The sequence below is a fragment of the Pectobacterium polaris genome (genome assembly GCF_002307355.1).
Lineage (GTDB): Bacteria > Pseudomonadota > Gammaproteobacteria > Enterobacterales > Enterobacteriaceae > Pectobacterium > Pectobacterium polare.
In genome coordinates this window covers 830,760-846,478 of the sequence record NZ_CP017481.1, presented here as the reverse complement: position 1 = coordinate 846,478, position 15,719 = coordinate 830,760, and the positions used below count along the sequence as shown (strand labels likewise).

Genomic DNA, 15,719 nt, shown 5'->3' with positions numbered 1-15,719 from the left:
CATCGATGGTGTTTCGCCGTTGGCGGCGTTATCTTTATGTCATCTAACAGCAACAGGGATGGCATTTCTTTATGGCAACGCAGTTCACGGGTTTTTCTCAAGCGGGTTTAACGTTTCTTCAGCAGGTGCGTCAGTACAACGATAAAGCGTGGTTTGACGAGCATCGTGCGGTTTACGATGAGCAACTGGTTGCGCCGTTCCGTACGCTGGTGGATGAGCTCAGTCTGACCATGTTGCAGATTGACGACCATTTTGAAACGCGTCCTGCCATCGGCAAAACGCTCTCCCGTATTCACCGCGACACGCGCTTTTCTCACGATAAATCCCGCTATCGCAGCCAAATGTGGCTCACTTTCAAACGTACCCGCAAAGACTGGACGGACGCGCCGGTGTATTTCTTTGAAATCACGCCGGATACCTGGCGTTACGGGCTGGGCTATTACAGCGCGACGCGTAATACGATGGACCTGTTCCGTCAGACGCTGCGCGGTAATCCGTCGCAGTTTCTTGAAGTGGCAAGCTGTCTGGGAAAGACCTTCACTCTGGAAGGCGAAAGCTACAAACGTCCGTTGATTAAAGGTCAGGAGCCGGAGCTGGCTGATTGGTATAACCGTAAGTCGTTTGCCGCGATAGATACCCGACAGGATATGGACGCGCTGTTTTCCGGCGATCTGGTGACGGTTCTGTCACAGGGTTTTACCCAGCTTGAACCGCTCTATCATTACCTGATGAACGTCGAAACCATGAAGAAAGCCGCGCAGGAAGCGGAGTCCGATACGCGGGCCTTTTCGGCGGATAAGTGGTTTGAACGCTAGAACCCAAGTTAGCCAACGCTACGGTGTTTTCTGCTGCTCCAGTGGCGTTTTATCGCGCTCTAACAAATAGTTAAACAGGTAACCTTCTTCCCGACTGCTGCCGAAGGTGGCGATTTGCAGATGATCATCGTCAATGCAGGTGAGCAGTATTTTCACCTGCTGGCCGAAACTGCTTTCGCCTTTGCCAATCGCCTGTACATCGCTCATCTGACGAGCGGTGAAGGTGGAATCATCCAGCTTGTTACCGTAGCGGAATGCAATGGATGCACCGCCTTCAATCTTGCCACGTTGGTTGGTCATCGTCAGGCTGACGGCGTGGTAGGGCGCTTTCTGGTCGTACATTTCCCGAAAATACTCCCCCAGATCGCGGTACTCCTCGGTGGAAAGCCCCGACATCACATACTCATAGCTGAATGAGCCGTGGAAACAAGCGGTGCTTTTCACGGGCGTAATCGGCGATGGGAGTGCGTGTTGCGCGATGTCATTCAGATAGCGCAGCCGATTTAACTGCTGCTGGTAGCGCTGACGCAAACAGTCTTCGTCTTTGCACTGATCGCGTGTGGTCAGCCAACTGCGCTGAAACTGGTTGAGCGTTTTTTCCCACGGTGCGCTGTTGTCGTACGCTGTCAGGAACGTGCGGGAGCTCTTCCATGCCTGTGCCAGTTCTTCATCGAGCTGCCCGAGCAATGGGCTGGCACAAATCAGCTTTTCCTGCGCTGAGGCGGCTTTGTCGCAGGAGAAACTGGCGGCTTGCGCATTATGGCTGAGGGAGGCCAACGTCACCCCTGCGGCGATGAGGGCAGTGAAGGCTATCTTCATGGGGTGTCCTGTAATATGTCCCAAAAGGCGGCAATCAGCGGTTCGCTAAGCCGTTTTTTCTGTACGCATACGCCGAGTTCAAGCGGCTCCATTACCTGCTCGACAAAGACGGAGACGCGGTTGCGTACCGGTTCCGGGCTGTTTTCCAGCACGACGTTGGGAATCAGCGCGATGCCACAACCTAGGGCGACCATCGATACCATCGCTTCATGCCCGGAGATGGTGGCGTAAATTTGCGGGTTGGTGATGTGGTTACGTCGGAACCACAGATCGATGCGCTTACGCACCGGGCCGTGCTCCGGCAGGATGAACGGAATCTGCGACCAGTCTGGGTCTGCCTGCCGCACCAGCGACTGCACGGGGCAGGGAAGTGCCGGGATAATCAACGCCAGAGGCAGTTTATCGAGTGGCATGAAGTCAACGCTGGCCGGGAGCGCTTCCGGGCGTCCCGCTATCCCCAAATCTCCATCGTTCGACTGAATTTTCTCAACCGCATCGGCGGCATCGCCCGTCGTCAGTTTAATTTCTACCAGCGGGTGCAGCGCCCGAAAGCGATCCAGAATCGGCGGCAGGTGGCTGTAGGCGGCGGTGACGGAACAGAAGATCCGCAGCTCGCCGCTTAATGACGGCCCGTGCTGGTCTATCGTGTGGCGTAGCTGCTGATATTGCAGCAGCGTTTGCTGGGCAAACAGCTTCAGGTGCTCTCCGGCATCGGTGAGCTGCACGGTACGGTTATCACGCAGGAACAGCGTCTGCCCTAAATCCTCTTCCAGCCGTTGAATTTGCCGCGATAGCGTGGACGGGCTGATGTGCATCGCCTTGGCGGTACGGCCAAAGTGTCGGCTTTCCGCAAGGTGCAGGAATAATTTGAGATCACGTAAATCCATGCGATACAGGCCCCGTTTTTTATCTTGCAGATAGTGCAATGTGACGTTGTTAATATATCAATTTAAGCAACGCAATTCCTGTCATATGATGGGGTCATAGTGAATTCCCATCTGACGGGAATCCTTTCTCGAATAACAGATAAACAAAACCGTATACGGAGCACGACATGGCTAACTATTTCAACACATTAAACCTGCGTCAGCAGCTGGATCAATTGGGCAAGTGCCGCTTCATGGGGCGTGATGAATTTGCCGATGAGGCGAGCTACCTGAAAGGGAAAAAAGTGGTGATCGTCGGCTGTGGTGCTCAGGGTCTGAACCAGGGTCTGAACATGCGCGATTCTGGTCTGGATATCGCTTACGCCCTGCGTGCTGAAGCGATTGCCGAAAAACGCGCATCATGGCGCAAAGCGACCGAAAACGGCTTCACCGTTGGCACCTACGAAGATCTGATCCCGCAGGCTGATCTGGTGGTTAACCTGACGCCGGACAAACAGCACTCTGCAGTAGTTCAGGCGGTACAACCGCTGATGAAACAGGGCGCAGCGCTGGGCTACTCTCACGGTTTCAACATCGTTGAAGTGGGCGAGCAAATTCGTAAAGACATCACCGTCGTGATGGTGGCTCCGAAGTGCCCGGGTACGGAAGTACGTGAAGAATACAAACGTGGTTTCGGCGTACCAACGCTGATCGCGGTTCACCCAGAAAACGATCCGAAAGGCGAAGGCATGGCCATCGCTAAAGCGTGGGCTGCGGCCACCGGTGGTCACCGCGCTGGCGTTCTGCAATCTTCTTTCGTTGCAGAAGTGAAATCTGACCTGATGGGTGAGCAGACCATTCTGTGCGGTATGTTGCAGGCGGGTTCTCTGCTGAGCTTCGACAAACTGGTTGCTGAAGGCACCGATCCGGCTTATGCAGAAAAACTGATTCAGTTCGGCTGGGAAACCATCACCGAAGCGCTGAAGCAGGGCGGGATTACGCTGATGATGGATCGCCTGTCTAACCCAGCGAAACTGCGTGCTTACGCACTGTCTGAGCAGTTGAAAGGCATCATGGCGCCGCTGTTCCAGAAACACATGGATGACATCATCTCCGGCGAATTCTCCAGCGGTATGATGGCTGACTGGGCGAACGATGACGTGAAACTGCTGACCTGGCGTGAAGAGACTGGCCAAACGGCATTCGAAAACGCACCGCAGTTCGACGGTAAAATCGCTGAGCAAGAATACTTTGATAACGGCGTGCTGATGGTTGCGATGGTGAAAGCGGGCGTTGAGCTGGCGTTTGAAACCATGGTGAGCTCTGGCATCATCGAAGAGTCGGCTTACTACGAATCACTGCATGAGCTGCCGCTGATCGCCAACACTATCGCGCGTAAGCGTCTGTATGAAATGAACGTGGTTATCTCTGATACCGCAGAATACGGTAACTACCTGTTTGCTAACGCTGCCGTGCCATTGCTGAAAGATGCGTTCATGGCCTCTCTGCAGCCGGGCGATCTGGGCAAAGCGGTAGCGGGCACCGAAGTGGACAACGCGCAGCTGCGTGATGTTAACGAAGCCATCCGTAACCACCCAATCGAAACCGTAGGCCACACGCTGCGCGGTTACATGAAAGACATGAAGCGTATCGCTGTTGCGGGTTAATGTTATTTTGACGTTTACCGAAACATGATGATTGCTATGCTGCTCCCTTGGGGAGCAGCATTTTTTTATCTGCGGTTATCCCTCATCTCGCGTTGTCTAGATCGTTTACTGGCAGTGTGTTACGTGAGGCAAGCGCCAGCGCTGTGGTTAATTCTGCTTTTGTCATCCGTATGCAGTAAGACGGCATGTTTCTTTCAAATCGCCAGCCTTCAGACAAGGCCCCCGCGTCTACCCCATCAAATCCGAACGCGTCATAAAGCTCAGCCACAATCGTTTTTCCTTGAGGATCATCACCCGCAAGCGGTAGCGCTCGTCGCTCGGGATGACCCGCGGGTAAACCGTGGTTTTCCAGATGCGTCATGGTAATCGCGTTAAATGCTTTGATGATTTTTGCACCGGGTAACGTATCGGCAAGGAGTTCGCTGGTCGTTGTTTGCTGTGCATCAAGAGCGATGACGCTTCCGTCTCGTTCTGGGTAGTAGTTGACGGCATCAATCGCAAATTTACCCTGTAATGCCTGTGTAGGGAGATTGCCGATAGCGGAGAGCGGAACCGCGATAACGACAATATCGCCAAATGCAGCGGCTTGTGTGGGCGTTCCAATATCGCAGCCGATCATAGGCCGTAGGCTGAAAAGCGTTTTGGGGTCACGCGAATTGCTGAGCATGATTTGATGCCCCGCTTGGATCGCCAGTTTAGCGATCGCCCGTCCGACAAAACCCGCGCCAATAATGCCAATTTTCATCTTTTTTCACCTTCAATGGTTTTGAGACGAAAAGGTTAATCCTCTACTTTTTGAAGATAAAGTGTGTTATCTGAGATAGATAAACAACAAAAATGAGGGAATCATGGATCGGTTTACCAGTATGAACATTTTTGTCAAAACCGTGGAGCTGGGCTCTTTTGCTGCCGCCGCGGATGCGCTCACCCTTTCGCCACAGATGGTCGCAAAGTATGTGGCGTGGCTTGAGGCTCGGCTTGGCTCTCGGTTACTCAACCGCACTACCCGTCGTCAGAGCCTGACGGATGTCGGTCAGCGCTATTACGAACGCTGCAAAGTCGTTCTTGCTGAATTGCAGGCGGCGGATGATATTGCCCGGGAAATGCAGACGACGCCTTCGGGTATTATTCAGGTCAACGCTCCAGTGACCTGGGGATCGCATTTGCTTGCGCCGTTTATCACCCGTTATCTCGAACGCTACCCCGACACGCAGATCGCATTAACGTTAAACGATCGTCAGGTTGACCCCATTGAGGAAGGGTTTGAGGTGATTATCCGTATCGGAGAGTTGGCCGATAGTACGATGGTTGCCTGGCCGCTTCAGCCCTATTCGCTAATAGCATGTGCATCGCCAGATTATGTGGCGCGGGCTGGCCTACCTGATACGCCATCAAGCCTCGCACACCATACCTGCCTGATTTATGGTGTAAAATCCGTCCTTGCACCTTGCCGATGGGTTTTTCAAAAAGAGGGGAAAACGGAAGAAGTCAGGCCGAAGGGCAGACTGTACGCCAACGACTGGAATGCGTTATTGCATGCCGCGATAGAAGGGTATGGCGTTACCCTTGGGCCAGAAGCGGTGCTGCGCAAGGAAATTCAGAGCGGGCGTCTGATTCAGGTGTTGTCTGATTATGACGGGCCGGTGCGTCCCGTGCATGTCATGGTGCCTTCTGTGAGGCGCACAACGGTCAAAGTGAAAACGTTTGTTGATGCGATCAGAACGCATTTCGGATAGTGGCGGTATGCTCTGTAATGAGCGAAAAAAGCCGCTAAGAGCTTCAGAATATGGAGTAAAAAGACCATCGTATGAGATGTCATGCCGAACGGTTGCTTAGCTGACTTGCACTAACCAACACAGGTTGCTTATTGTCATTCAACTTGCCATTCAATTCCCCACATTCTTTTTTGTGCCGCTGTCGCGGCGATGCTGCGTTTTATAGTCATCACTCGGGTTGGAACGGGATCTGAAGGTAATGATGGGCTGCAACGGATCTATTTGTTAACAAGGTTGCACAAGGTTGCAACATGGCTAATATTGACGTTATCCCGATGTGCATCTTCTCATGACAGGAGTGGACTCTATGGGTTCTACCACGATGGGTGTAAAACTCGATGAGGAAACGCGCGAACGTATCAAGACGGCAGCACAGCGTATTGATCGTACACCGCACTGGCTGATCAAACAGGCTATTTTCCATTACCTCGAATGCCTCGAAAATGGCCTCGATACGCCTGAAACACCGCAATGGGCGAACGTCAGCCACATTGAAGCGGAAGAGATTATGCCGCAATCTCGGGAAGAAGAAACCCACCAACCCTTTCTTGATTTCGCCGAACAGATTCTTCCCCAGTCAGTTATTCGCGCCGCCATTACTTCTGTTTACCGCCGCCCCGAAAGTGAACTGGTACCTATCTTACTCGAACAGGCAAGACTTACCGATGAAATGTCGCAGTTAACGCAGAAGCTGGCTTATCAACTGGCAGAGAAATTACGCGGTCAGAAAGCCGGAAATGGGCGTGCGGGCATTGTGCAAGGGCTGCTACAGGAATTCTCACTTTCTTCTCAGGAAGGGGTGGCGCTGATGTGTTTAGCCGAAGCGCTGCTGCGCATTCCTGATAAATCCACGCGCGATGCGCTGATCCGCGACAAGATCAGTCGGGGAAACTGGCAGGCACATATTGGCCAAAGCCCGTCACTCTTTGTGAATGCTGCAACCTGGGGGCTGCTGTTTACCGGAAAGCTGGTGGCGACGCACAACGAAGTGAACCTCTCGAATTCGCTGAATCGCATCATCGGGAAAAGCGGTGAGCCGCTGGTCCGCAAAGGTGTCGATATGGCTATGCGGCTGACGGGGGAGCAGTTTGTCACTGGGGAAACTATTGGTGAAGCGCTGGCGAATGCCCGCGAACGGGAGAGTAAAGGCTTCCGTTACTCTTACGACATGTTAGGTGAAGCCGCGCTGACGGAACACGATGCTGCCGCGTATCTGACGGCCTATCAGCAGGCGATTCATGCTATTGGCAAAGCCTCGAACGGGCGCGGGATTTATGAAGGACCGGGTATCTCCATCAAACTGTCGGCGCTGCATCCCCGCTATAGCCGGTCGCAGTATGACCGGGTGATGGAAGAACTTTATCCACGTTTGTTGATGCTGACGTTGCTGGCGCGCCAGTACGATATTGGGATCAATATTGATGCGGAGGAAGCCGATCGGCTGGAGATCTCACTCGATCTGCTGGAAAAACTCTGCATGGATCCGCAGTTGGCGGGGTGGAATGGCGTTGGGTTTGTCATTCAGGCTTATCAGAAACGCTGCCCGTATGTGATTGATGCACTGATTGAGCTGGCACAGCGCAGCCGTCGGCGGCTGATGATTCGTCTGGTGAAAGGGGCGTACTGGGACAGTGAAATCAAACGTGCGCAGGTTGACGGGTTGGAAGGCTATCCGGTCTACACGCGTAAGGTCTATACCGATGTGTCGTATCTGGCGTGCGCCCGCAAGCTGTTGGCCGTACCGAATCTGATTTACCCGCAGTTTGCCACGCACAACGCGCAGACGGTAAGCGCGATCTACCACATGGCGGGCAACAATTATTATCCCGGTCAGTATGAGTTCCAGTGCCTGCACGGCATGGGCGAACCGCTCTACGATCAGGTAGTGGGCGCGGTGGCTGACGGTAAGCTGAACCGTCCGTGTCGTATTTATGCTCCGGTCGGAACCCATGAAACGCTGCTGGCTTATCTGGTGCGACGCCTGTTGGAAAACGGCGCGAATACCTCGTTTGTTAACCGCATTGCGGATACCTCAATGGCGCTGGAAACGCTGATTGCCGATCCGATTCGTGGTGTAGAAGCGCTGGCAAAAGTGGAGTGGATCATGGGCGCACCGCATCCCAAGATTCCTCTGCCGCGTCAGCTATATGGGCAGGAACGGCAAAATTCGAGCGGACTGGATCTCTCTAACGAGCACCGGCTGGCTTCGCTCTCCAGCGCGTTGCTGAATCATGCGTCACAGCCGTGGTATGCCGCGCCAATGATTGAGGGGGAAAGCGAGGCGAGTGAAGAAAGACCTGTCGTGAATCCCGCAGATATGCACGATGTGGTGGGCTACGTTCTCGATGCCTCGGTGGCGGATGTTGAGCTGGCGGTAGACGCGGCGGTACATGCTGGCACCATTTGGTTTGCGACGCCACCCGCAGAGCGTGCCGCGATATTGAATCAGGCCGCCTCGCTGATGGAAGGTCAGTTGCAAAGTCTGCTGGGGCTGCTGGTGCGGGAAGCGGGTAAATCCTTCAGTAACGCGATTGCTGAAGTGCGCGAAGCGGTGGACTTCTTACGCTATTACGCGGCTCAGATTCGAGACACGTTCACTAACGATACTCATCGTCCGCTGGGGCCGGTGGTTTGCATCAGCCCGTGGAATTTCCCACTGGCGATCTTCACCGGTCAAATTTCTGCTGCACTGGCGGCAGGCAACAGCGTACTGGCGAAACCGGCTGAACAGACGCCGCTGATCGCGGCACAGGCGGTGCGTATTTTACATGAGGCGGGCATTCCTCAGAGTGTGCTGCAATTGCTGCCCGGACAGGGAGAAACGATTGGTGCGGCGTTGGTGAACGATGAGCGGGTACGCGGCGTGGTGTTTACCGGGTCGACGGCCGTTGCCAAAACCCTGCAACGCAGCATCGCGGGCAGGCTCGATCCACAGGGGCGTTTGACGCCGCTGATTGCTGAAACGGGCGGCCTGAATGCGATGATTGTCGATTCGTCTGCGCTGACGGAGCAGGTGGTGAATGACGTTATCGCCTCTGCGTTCGACAGCGCCGGACAGCGTTGCTCGGCGCTGCGCCTGCTGTGCCTGCAAGAGGATATTGCAGATCGCACTCTGGCTATGCTGCGTGGCGCGATGGCGGAGTGTCGAATGGGGAATCCTGAACGGTTATCGACCGACATCGGTCCGCTGATTGACGCGGAAGCGAAAGAGAACGTGGAACGGCATATTCAGACGATGCGGGCGAAAGGCTATACCGTATTTCAGGCAGCGTATCCGCAGGATGAGGAGACGTGGCGGCACGGGACGTTTGTGAAACCGACTCTGATCGAACTGGGCAAAATAGACGAGCTGAAAAAAGAAGTTTTTGGTCCAGTTTTACACGTAGTTCGCTACCAAAGCCAGCAGTTGGATGCAGTGATTGAGCAGGTCAACGCAGCTGGATACGGCCTGACGCTGGGTGTGCATACCCGCATTGATGAAACTATCCTGCGTGTGACGGGCAAGGCGAAGGTGGGTAATCAATATGTGAACCGCAATATGGTCGGTGCCGTTGTCGGTGTTCAACCGTTTGGCGGAGAAGGCTTATCAGGAACCGGACCAAAGGCGGGCGGGCCGCTTTATCTGTACCGCTTGCTGACACATCGGCCGGACGGCGCGCTTGCGGCAGAATTCGCACAGCAGAACCGTGAGCAAGCGCTGGATGCGTCTGCCCGATCGTCGCTGCTGGCGGGGCTACAGGCGCTGGAAGACTGGGCGATTACCGGAGAGCGTCATGGGCTGGCGACGTTATGCCAGCGCTACAGAGAATATAGCGTTAGCGGGACAACGCGATTGCTGCCCGGCCCGACAGGAGAAAGTAATTCCTATACGCTGCTGCCGCGTGAACGGATTCTGTGTCTGGCAGATAATGAGGACGATCGCTTGATTCAGACGGCGGCGGTGCTGGCGACGGGCGGGAAACTGCTGTGGCTGGAAGGTGAGCACGAGAAAACGCTTTATGGCCGTTTACCCGCAGGCGTGCAGTCGCATATTCAGTTCACGCCCGATTGGCAACGGCAAGACGTGTCTTTTCATGGCGTCATTTATCATGGGGATGCCGATCGGTTACGGCAATTGAGTGAAGCGCTTGCAGAGCGCGATGGCCCGATTATCCAGCCGTTAGGCTATGCGCAGGGTGATACCCACGTTCAGTTGGAGCGTCTGTTGACCGAACGTTCTCTGAGTATTAATACCGCTGCTGCGGGCGGCAATGCCAGCCTGATGACGATAGGCTAATCAGTATACCCGTCATTCTTCGAGTTGCATGTGCGTTGGCTGCGCCCAGCCACCCGAATCACTTACTCAAGTAAGCTCATCGGGATTCCTTCGCTTGCCGCCTGCCTGAAACTCGAATTATTTAGGGTATAGTATAAAAAGCGCGGCAAACCAGAAGGTCGGCGCGCTTTTTATGTTCGGGCGTCGTCGTGGCGACTTAATTACGACACAACTTAGTTGCGGTAAAGCACCTTGATCACATGGTAACCAAACTGGGTTTTCACCGGACCAAACGGTTTCAGCAATTCGCAGGAAAACACGGCCTTATCGAAAGCTGGCACCATGTCACCTTTACGAAACTCACCTAAATCGCCGCCGTTGCGTTTTGACGGGCAGGTCGAGTGCTTCTGTGCCAGTTTCTGGAAGTCTGCACCTTTTTCCAGTTGCGCAAGAATGTCGTTAGCTTCCTGCTCAGTGTCTACCAGGATGTGTAGGGCTGCTGCGGTATTTGCCATGTTATTACCTTTTTTGCTAAAGAGATTCCGGCGCGCAATGTAACATTTGCAACGCAAGATGTGGACTGCGATGTGCTTTCCTTAATAACAAATCCTTGGTCAAGATCGATACGGCTTTCTGCTACAATCGCCTTCCGTTTTATGAGTGAGCAAGATCGTTATGCGCTTAAACCCCAGCCAACAACACGCCGTCGAATTTGTCACCGGACCCTGCCTGGTGCTGGCGGGCGCAGGTTCAGGCAAGACCCGCGTTATCACCAACAAAATCGCGCACCTTATTCGCCAGTGTGGCTATCAGGCTAAGCACATTGCCGCCGTGACGTTTACCAACAAAGCGGCGCGTGAGATGAAAGAGCGCGTGGCGCAAACGCTGGGGCGTAAAGAAACGCGTGGGCTGATGATCGCAACCTTCCATACGTTGGGGCTGGAGATCATCAAACGTGAATACGTCGCGTTGGGCATGAAATCTAATTTCTCATTGTTTGACGATCAGGACCAGATGGCGCTGCTGAAAGAGCTAACGGAACAGTGGCTGGAAAACGATAAGGTTTTGCTGCAACAGCTGATTTCGACGATCTCAAACTGGAAAAACGATCTGATCGATCCTGCCGGTGCGGCAGCAACCGCTCGCTCCGAACGCGATAAGCTGTTTGTGCATTGCTACTCGCTCTACCACGACCACCTGCGCGCCTGTAACGTGCTGGACTTCGACGATCTGATTTTGCTGCCTACACTGTTGCTAAAGCGGAATGTTGAGGTGCGTGAACGTTGGCAGAACCGCTTACGCTACCTGCTGGTGGATGAATATCAGGACACCAACACCAGCCAGTATGAGTTGGTTAAGTTGCTGGTTGGCACCCGCGCGCGTTTTACCGTCGTAGGCGATGACGATCAGTCTATTTACTCCTGGCGCGGCGCGCGACCGCAGAATCTGGTATTGCTACAGCAGGATTTCCCCGCGCTTGACGTGATCAAGCTGGAACAAAACTACCGCTCGTCCGGGCGTATTCTGAAAGCAGCCAATATTCTTATCGCCAATAACCCGCACGTCTTTGAAAAGCGTCTGTTCTCGGAGCTGGGTTACGGTGATGAACTCAAAGTGATTACAGCCAACAACGAAGATCACGAAGCGGAGCGGGTCGTTGGTGAGCTGATTGCCCATCACTTTATTAAAAAGACCCAGTACGGCGACTATGCCATTTTGTATCGTGGCAACCATCAATCGCGTCTGTTTGAAAAGATGCTGATGCAGAACCGTATTCCATATCGTATCTCCGGTGGCACGTCGTTTTTCTCTCGACCTGAAATCAAAGATTTACTGGCCTACTTACGCGTACTGACCAACCCAGAAGACGACAGCGCGTTCTTACGCATTGTGAACACGCCTAAGCGTGAGATTGGCCCGGCGACGATGAAGAAGCTAGGCGAGTGGGCAGGGCAGCGCAATAAAGGCCTGTTCAGTGCGAGTTTTGATCTCGGGCTGAGCCAGTCTCTGACCGGTCGTGGGCTGGAATCCCTGCAGCGGTTTACCCAGTGGCTGGCGGAGATTGCCCGTCTGGCAGAGCGTGAACCGGTCGCCGCCGTGCGAGACCTGATTCATGGGCTGGACTACGAAAGCTGGCTGTATGAAACCTCACCCAGCCCAAAAGCCGCAGAAATGCGGATGAAGAACGTCAATCAGCTATTCAGTTGGATGACGGAAATGCTGGAAGGATCCGATCTGGATGAACCGATGACGCTGACGCAGGTGGTAACGCGTTTCACGCTGCGGGACATGATGGAACGTGGTGAGAGTGAAGAGGAACTGGATCAGGTCCAGCTAATGACGTTGCATGCGTCCAAAGGACTCGAATTCCCGTACGTCTTTTTGGTTGGGATGGAAGAAGGTCTGTTGCCGCACCAAAGCAGCATTGATGAAGATAACGTCGACGAAGAGCGCCGTCTGGCCTACGTGGGGATTACGCGTGCTCAGCGCGAACTGTTCTTCACATTGTGCAAAGAACGCCGCCAGTATGGCGAGTTGGTGCGCCCCGAACCGAGTCGCTTCTTGCTTGAACTGCCGCAGGATGATGTGGTGTGGGAAACGGAAAGAAAAGTGGTTAGCGCACAAGAACGTATGCAGAAAGGTCAGACGAACGTCGCCAGTATCCGGGCTATGTTGGCGAAAGCAAAAGGGGAATAAAGCGAGCTCCCCTATGTGCTTATTAAGCTGGAGTTTCTTCCAGCATTAGCGGCCAGTGTACGTAGCTCTGCCAGCGGCTTTCCTGTTCCAGCATTTCTGTCCGTAACGGGTGCTGAGCCAGCCAGCCAGCGGGCAGAATCAAGCGCAACGCTTCGCCTTCTACGCGCAACCGTACTGCTGGCAGCGTGTCATCGCGGCGGCGGCTGGCAAAAATAATCGCCAGACGCAACAGGCGGCACAGGCGCTGTGCCTGATTGACTGGTAGCGCATTTTGCTGACTGAGCGGCATTAAATCGACAGGGTTAATCTGGTTTTGCAGGAGTGTGGCTAACAGCTTTTTCTGGGCGGGTGTAAAGCCGGGGAGATCGCTATGACGAATCAAATAGGCTGCATGCTGGGGCGATTGGCGAAAATCGATGCTCAAACCGATTTCGTGTACCAGACAGGCGCTGCGCAGTAACTCGCGACATCGACTATCTAACTGCCAGTCACGGGCAACCTGTTGTAGAAAGTTGTCCGCCAACGCACTGACGCGTTTAGCCTGTTCGGTATCCAGCAGATAACGGCGTTGCAGCGTCGCTAACGTGCGGTGACGAATATCCTGATCGACGGGCAGATGCAGCATGCCATAGACCAGCCCTTCACGCAGCGCGCCTCCGGCCAGCGTCATCGTTTTGATGTCGAGCTCCTGGAAGATCGCCAGTAGAATGGCTAATCCGCTGGGGAAAACCAGCGCGCGTTCCAGCGTCAGGCCATCAATTTCTAATTCTTCCAGCTTATCGCACTGAATCGCATGCTCTTTAAGCTGTCTGAGCTTCGGCAGAGTAATGTATTCATCCATTCCCTGCGCGACCATAATTTCTTGTAGCGCCTGAACTGTGCCGGAAGCACCGACGCAGATTTGCCAGCCCTGTTCGCGCAGAGAAGCCGCGACAGGACGCAGCATTTCACGTGCCGCCTGTTCAGCGCGTTCAAAGTTACCGGCTTCCAGATTGCGGTCGCTGAAATAGCGATCCAGCCACGTTACGCATCCCATCGGGAGGCTGATCAACTGGGTCGTTTTTGCGCCGATTCCCGTTGCCAGTTCGGTACTGCCACCGCCAATATCCACGACCAGACGCGCATCTGGGCCGCCTGTCGTATGTGCCACGCCTTGATAAATCAAGCGTGCTTCTTCTTCACCGCTGATAACCTGAATCGGCAAGCCCAGAATTTCCTGAGCCCGTTGCAGAAACTCATCAGCGTTCGTTGCCAGCCGCAGGGTTGCAGTAGCGACGACGCGCACCTGATCCTGCGGAATGTCCTGCAACCGTTCGGAGAACAGTTGTAGACACTGCCAGCCACGCTGCATCGCTTCCTGCGAGAGCCGATTCTGTTTATCCAGCCCTGCCGCAAGGCGGACTTTACGCTTTATTTTCGCCAGCGTCTGAATGCTGCCTGCGGTTTCCCGGGTGACCAGCATATGGAAGCTGTTCGAGCCGAGATCGATGGCAGCGTAAAGTGAAGAAGAGCTCAGCATCGACGGTTATTCCGCTCGTTTACGGTTATTACGGGGCGCTCCGCTGCGGCGCGGCGCATTGTGTCGGCGCGGGCCATTATTGGAACGCGGTGGACGCGTTAAACGCTTCGGCGCAGGTAAATCATTCATCAGCGCGTCACTGTTGTATTTGCTGACTGGGATACCGTGACCGATATAGGTTTCGATAGCCGGGAGATTCAGCGCGTACTCTTCACAGGCCAGGCTGATAGAGAATCCGCTTTGTCCCGCACGGCCCGTACGACCAATACGGTGAACGTAGTCTTCGCAGTCATCCGGCAGATCGTAGTTGAAAACGTGGGTCACAGAAGGAATATGCAAACCGCGTGCTGCAACGTCCGTTGCCACCAGAATATCCAGATTACCCTGAGTAAATTCTTCCAGAATACGCAGACGTTTTTTCTGCGCGACGTCGCCCGTCAGCAGCCCAACGCGATGGCCGTCGGCAGCCAGATGGCCCCAGACGTCTTCGCAGCGATGCTTGGTATTCGCGAAAATAATGCAGCGGTCCGGCCACTCTTCTTCCAGCAGCGTTTGGAGCAGGCGCATTTTTTCTTCGTTGGACGGGTAAAACAGTTCTTCTGTAATACGGTGGCCGGTTTTCTGTTCCGGTTCGACTTCCACATACTCGGCGTTATTCATCTGTTCAAACGCGAGTTCACGCACTCGGTAGGAGAGCGTAGCGGAAAAGAGCATGTTCAGGCGCTGTGCCGCTGCGGGCATGCGGCGGAATAGCCAGCGAATGTCTTTGATGAAGCCAAGATCGTACATGCGATCGGCTTCGTCCAGCACGACAACCTGAATCGCACCGAGATTAATATGGTTCTGTTTGGCGTAGTCGATCAGGCGACCGGTGGTGCCGATCAGAATATCAACGCCGCTTTCCAGCACTTTAAGCTGTTTGTCGTAGCCGTCGCCACCGTAGGCTAAACCTAATTTTAGCCCAGTTGCATGAGACAGCGCTTCTGCATCAGAGTGAATCTGGACAGCCAGTTCACGGGTTGGTGCCATAATTAAAGCACGTGGCTGGTTGGTCTGACGCTCTGCATTTGCAGGGTGTGAAAGCAGATAATGGAAAGTAGACGCAAGAAAAGCCAGCGTCTTGCCGGTACCGGTTTGCGCCTGACCCGCAACATCACGCCCTGACAGAGCCAATGGCAGAGCTAACGCCTGAATAGGCGTACAGTTATGAAACCCTTTACTTTCAAGAGCTTCAATAACCTGCGGGTGCAGGGCGAAGTCGGAAAACTTCTGTTCAGTTAAGTGTGTTTTGCTCATAGTGTGGTAG

Annotated in this window: 11 protein-coding genes; 5 read left to right on the top strand and 6 right to left on the bottom strand. The window is 54.1% G+C overall.

Going from position 1 to position 15,719, the window contains the following annotated elements; all coding sequences use genetic code 11:
- Nucleotides 1-71 precede the first annotated feature (71 nt).
- Nucleotides 72-815: a DUF2461 domain-containing protein gene (locus tag BJJ97_RS03795; RefSeq protein WP_095993113.1), complete on the top strand. Its 744-nt coding sequence runs from the start codon at nucleotides 72-74 to the stop codon at nucleotides 813-815.
- Nucleotides 816-833: 18 nt separating this feature from the next.
- Here BJJ97_RS03795 and BJJ97_RS03790 read toward each other — a convergent pair whose 3' ends face one another.
- Entirely contained in the window at nucleotides 834-1,634 is an 801-nt protein-coding gene (locus BJJ97_RS03790) for a lysozyme inhibitor LprI family protein (protein WP_095993112.1), read from the bottom strand.
- Nucleotides 1,631-2,521, bottom strand: coding sequence for an HTH-type transcriptional activator IlvY (gene ilvY / locus BJJ97_RS03785; protein ID WP_039363271.1), 891 nt, complete (start codon nucleotides 2,519-2,521; stop codon nucleotides 1,631-1,633). Before ilvY ends, BJJ97_RS03790 begins: the two co-directional genes overlap by 4 nt.
- Before the next feature lie 167 nt (nucleotides 2,522-2,688).
- Here ilvY and ilvC point away from each other — a divergent pair, with 167 nt between their 5' ends.
- Nucleotides 2,689-4,167, top strand: a complete 1,479-nt coding sequence (ilvC, locus tag BJJ97_RS03780; protein ID WP_039487964.1) for a ketol-acid reductoisomerase — start codon at nucleotides 2,689-2,691, stop codon at nucleotides 4,165-4,167.
- Nucleotides 4,168-4,249: 82 nt separating this feature from the next.
- Here ilvC and BJJ97_RS03775 read toward each other — a convergent pair whose 3' ends face one another.
- Nucleotides 4,250-4,912 (bottom strand): NADPH-dependent F420 reductase, encoded by a 663-nt coding sequence (locus BJJ97_RS03775; protein ID WP_095993111.1) that lies wholly within the window; start codon nucleotides 4,910-4,912, stop codon nucleotides 4,250-4,252.
- 103 nt (nucleotides 4,913-5,015) lie between these two features.
- Here BJJ97_RS03775 and BJJ97_RS03770 point away from each other — a divergent pair, with 103 nt between their 5' ends.
- Nucleotides 5,016-5,903, top strand: a complete 888-nt coding sequence (locus BJJ97_RS03770) for a LysR family transcriptional regulator (protein ID WP_039486675.1) — start codon at nucleotides 5,016-5,018, stop codon at nucleotides 5,901-5,903.
- Between the two features lie 346 nt (nucleotides 5,904-6,249).
- A complete protein-coding gene (gene putA / locus BJJ97_RS03765; RefSeq protein WP_095993110.1) occupies nucleotides 6,250-10,218 on the top strand; it encodes a trifunctional transcriptional regulator/proline dehydrogenase/L-glutamate gamma-semialdehyde dehydrogenase in 3,969 nt (1,322 codons plus the stop codon).
- Nucleotides 10,219-10,430: 212 nt separating this feature from the next.
- On the opposite strand, the gene ppiC is transcribed toward putA, so the two are convergent.
- Nucleotides 10,431-10,712 (bottom strand): peptidylprolyl isomerase PpiC, encoded by a 282-nt coding sequence (ppiC, locus tag BJJ97_RS03760; protein WP_010294655.1) that lies wholly within the window; start codon nucleotides 10,710-10,712, stop codon nucleotides 10,431-10,433.
- 160 nt (nucleotides 10,713-10,872) lie between these two features.
- On the opposite strand from ppiC, the gene rep reads away from it, so the two are divergent.
- Nucleotides 10,873-12,894, top strand: coding sequence for a DNA helicase Rep (rep, locus tag BJJ97_RS03755; protein WP_095993109.1), 2,022 nt, complete (start codon nucleotides 10,873-10,875; stop codon nucleotides 12,892-12,894).
- 22 nt (nucleotides 12,895-12,916) lie between these two features.
- Here rep and ppx read toward each other — a convergent pair whose 3' ends face one another.
- A complete protein-coding gene (gene ppx, locus BJJ97_RS03750) occupies nucleotides 12,917-14,413 on the bottom strand; it encodes an exopolyphosphatase (RefSeq protein ID WP_095993108.1) in 1,497 nt (498 codons plus the stop codon).
- A 6-nt stretch (nucleotides 14,414-14,419) separates the two neighbouring features.
- Nucleotides 14,420-15,709 carry an ATP-dependent RNA helicase RhlB gene (gene rhlB / locus BJJ97_RS03745; protein ID WP_095993107.1) on the bottom strand — a complete coding sequence of 430 codons (1,290 nt, stop codon included), beginning with the start codon at nucleotides 15,707-15,709 and terminating at the stop codon, nucleotides 14,420-14,422.
- Nucleotides 15,710-15,719 lie beyond the last annotated feature (10 nt).

Excerpts from the sequence above, each read along its gene's own strand:
- BJJ97_RS03795 (WP_095993113.1), top strand. The coding sequence starts at position 72 with ATGGCAACGCAGTTCACGGGTTTTTCTCAAGCGGGTTTAACGTTTCTT.
- BJJ97_RS03790 (WP_095993112.1), bottom strand. The coding sequence starts at position 1,634 with ATGAAGATAGCCTTCACTGCCCTCATCGCCGCAGGGGTGACGTTGGCC.
- ilvY (WP_039363271.1), bottom strand. The coding sequence starts at position 2,521 with ATGGATTTACGTGATCTCAAATTATTCCTGCACCTTGCGGAAAGCCGA.
- ilvC (WP_039487964.1), top strand. The coding sequence starts at position 2,689 with ATGGCTAACTATTTCAACACATTAAACCTGCGTCAGCAGCTGGATCAA.
- BJJ97_RS03775 (WP_095993111.1), bottom strand. The coding sequence starts at position 4,912 with ATGAAAATTGGCATTATTGGCGCGGGTTTTGTCGGACGGGCGATCGCT.
- BJJ97_RS03770 (WP_039486675.1), top strand. The coding sequence starts at position 5,016 with ATGGATCGGTTTACCAGTATGAACATTTTTGTCAAAACCGTGGAGCTG.
- putA (WP_095993110.1), top strand. The coding sequence starts at position 6,250 with ATGGGTTCTACCACGATGGGTGTAAAACTCGATGAGGAAACGCGCGAA.
- ppiC (WP_010294655.1), bottom strand. The coding sequence starts at position 10,712 with ATGGCAAATACCGCAGCAGCCCTACACATCCTGGTAGACACTGAGCAG.
- rep (WP_095993109.1), top strand. The coding sequence starts at position 10,873 with ATGCGCTTAAACCCCAGCCAACAACACGCCGTCGAATTTGTCACCGGA.
- ppx (WP_095993108.1), bottom strand. The coding sequence starts at position 14,413 with ATGCTGAGCTCTTCTTCACTTTACGCTGCCATCGATCTCGGCTCGAAC.
- rhlB (WP_095993107.1), bottom strand. The coding sequence starts at position 15,709 with ATGAGCAAAACACACTTAACTGAACAGAAGTTTTCCGACTTCGCCCTG.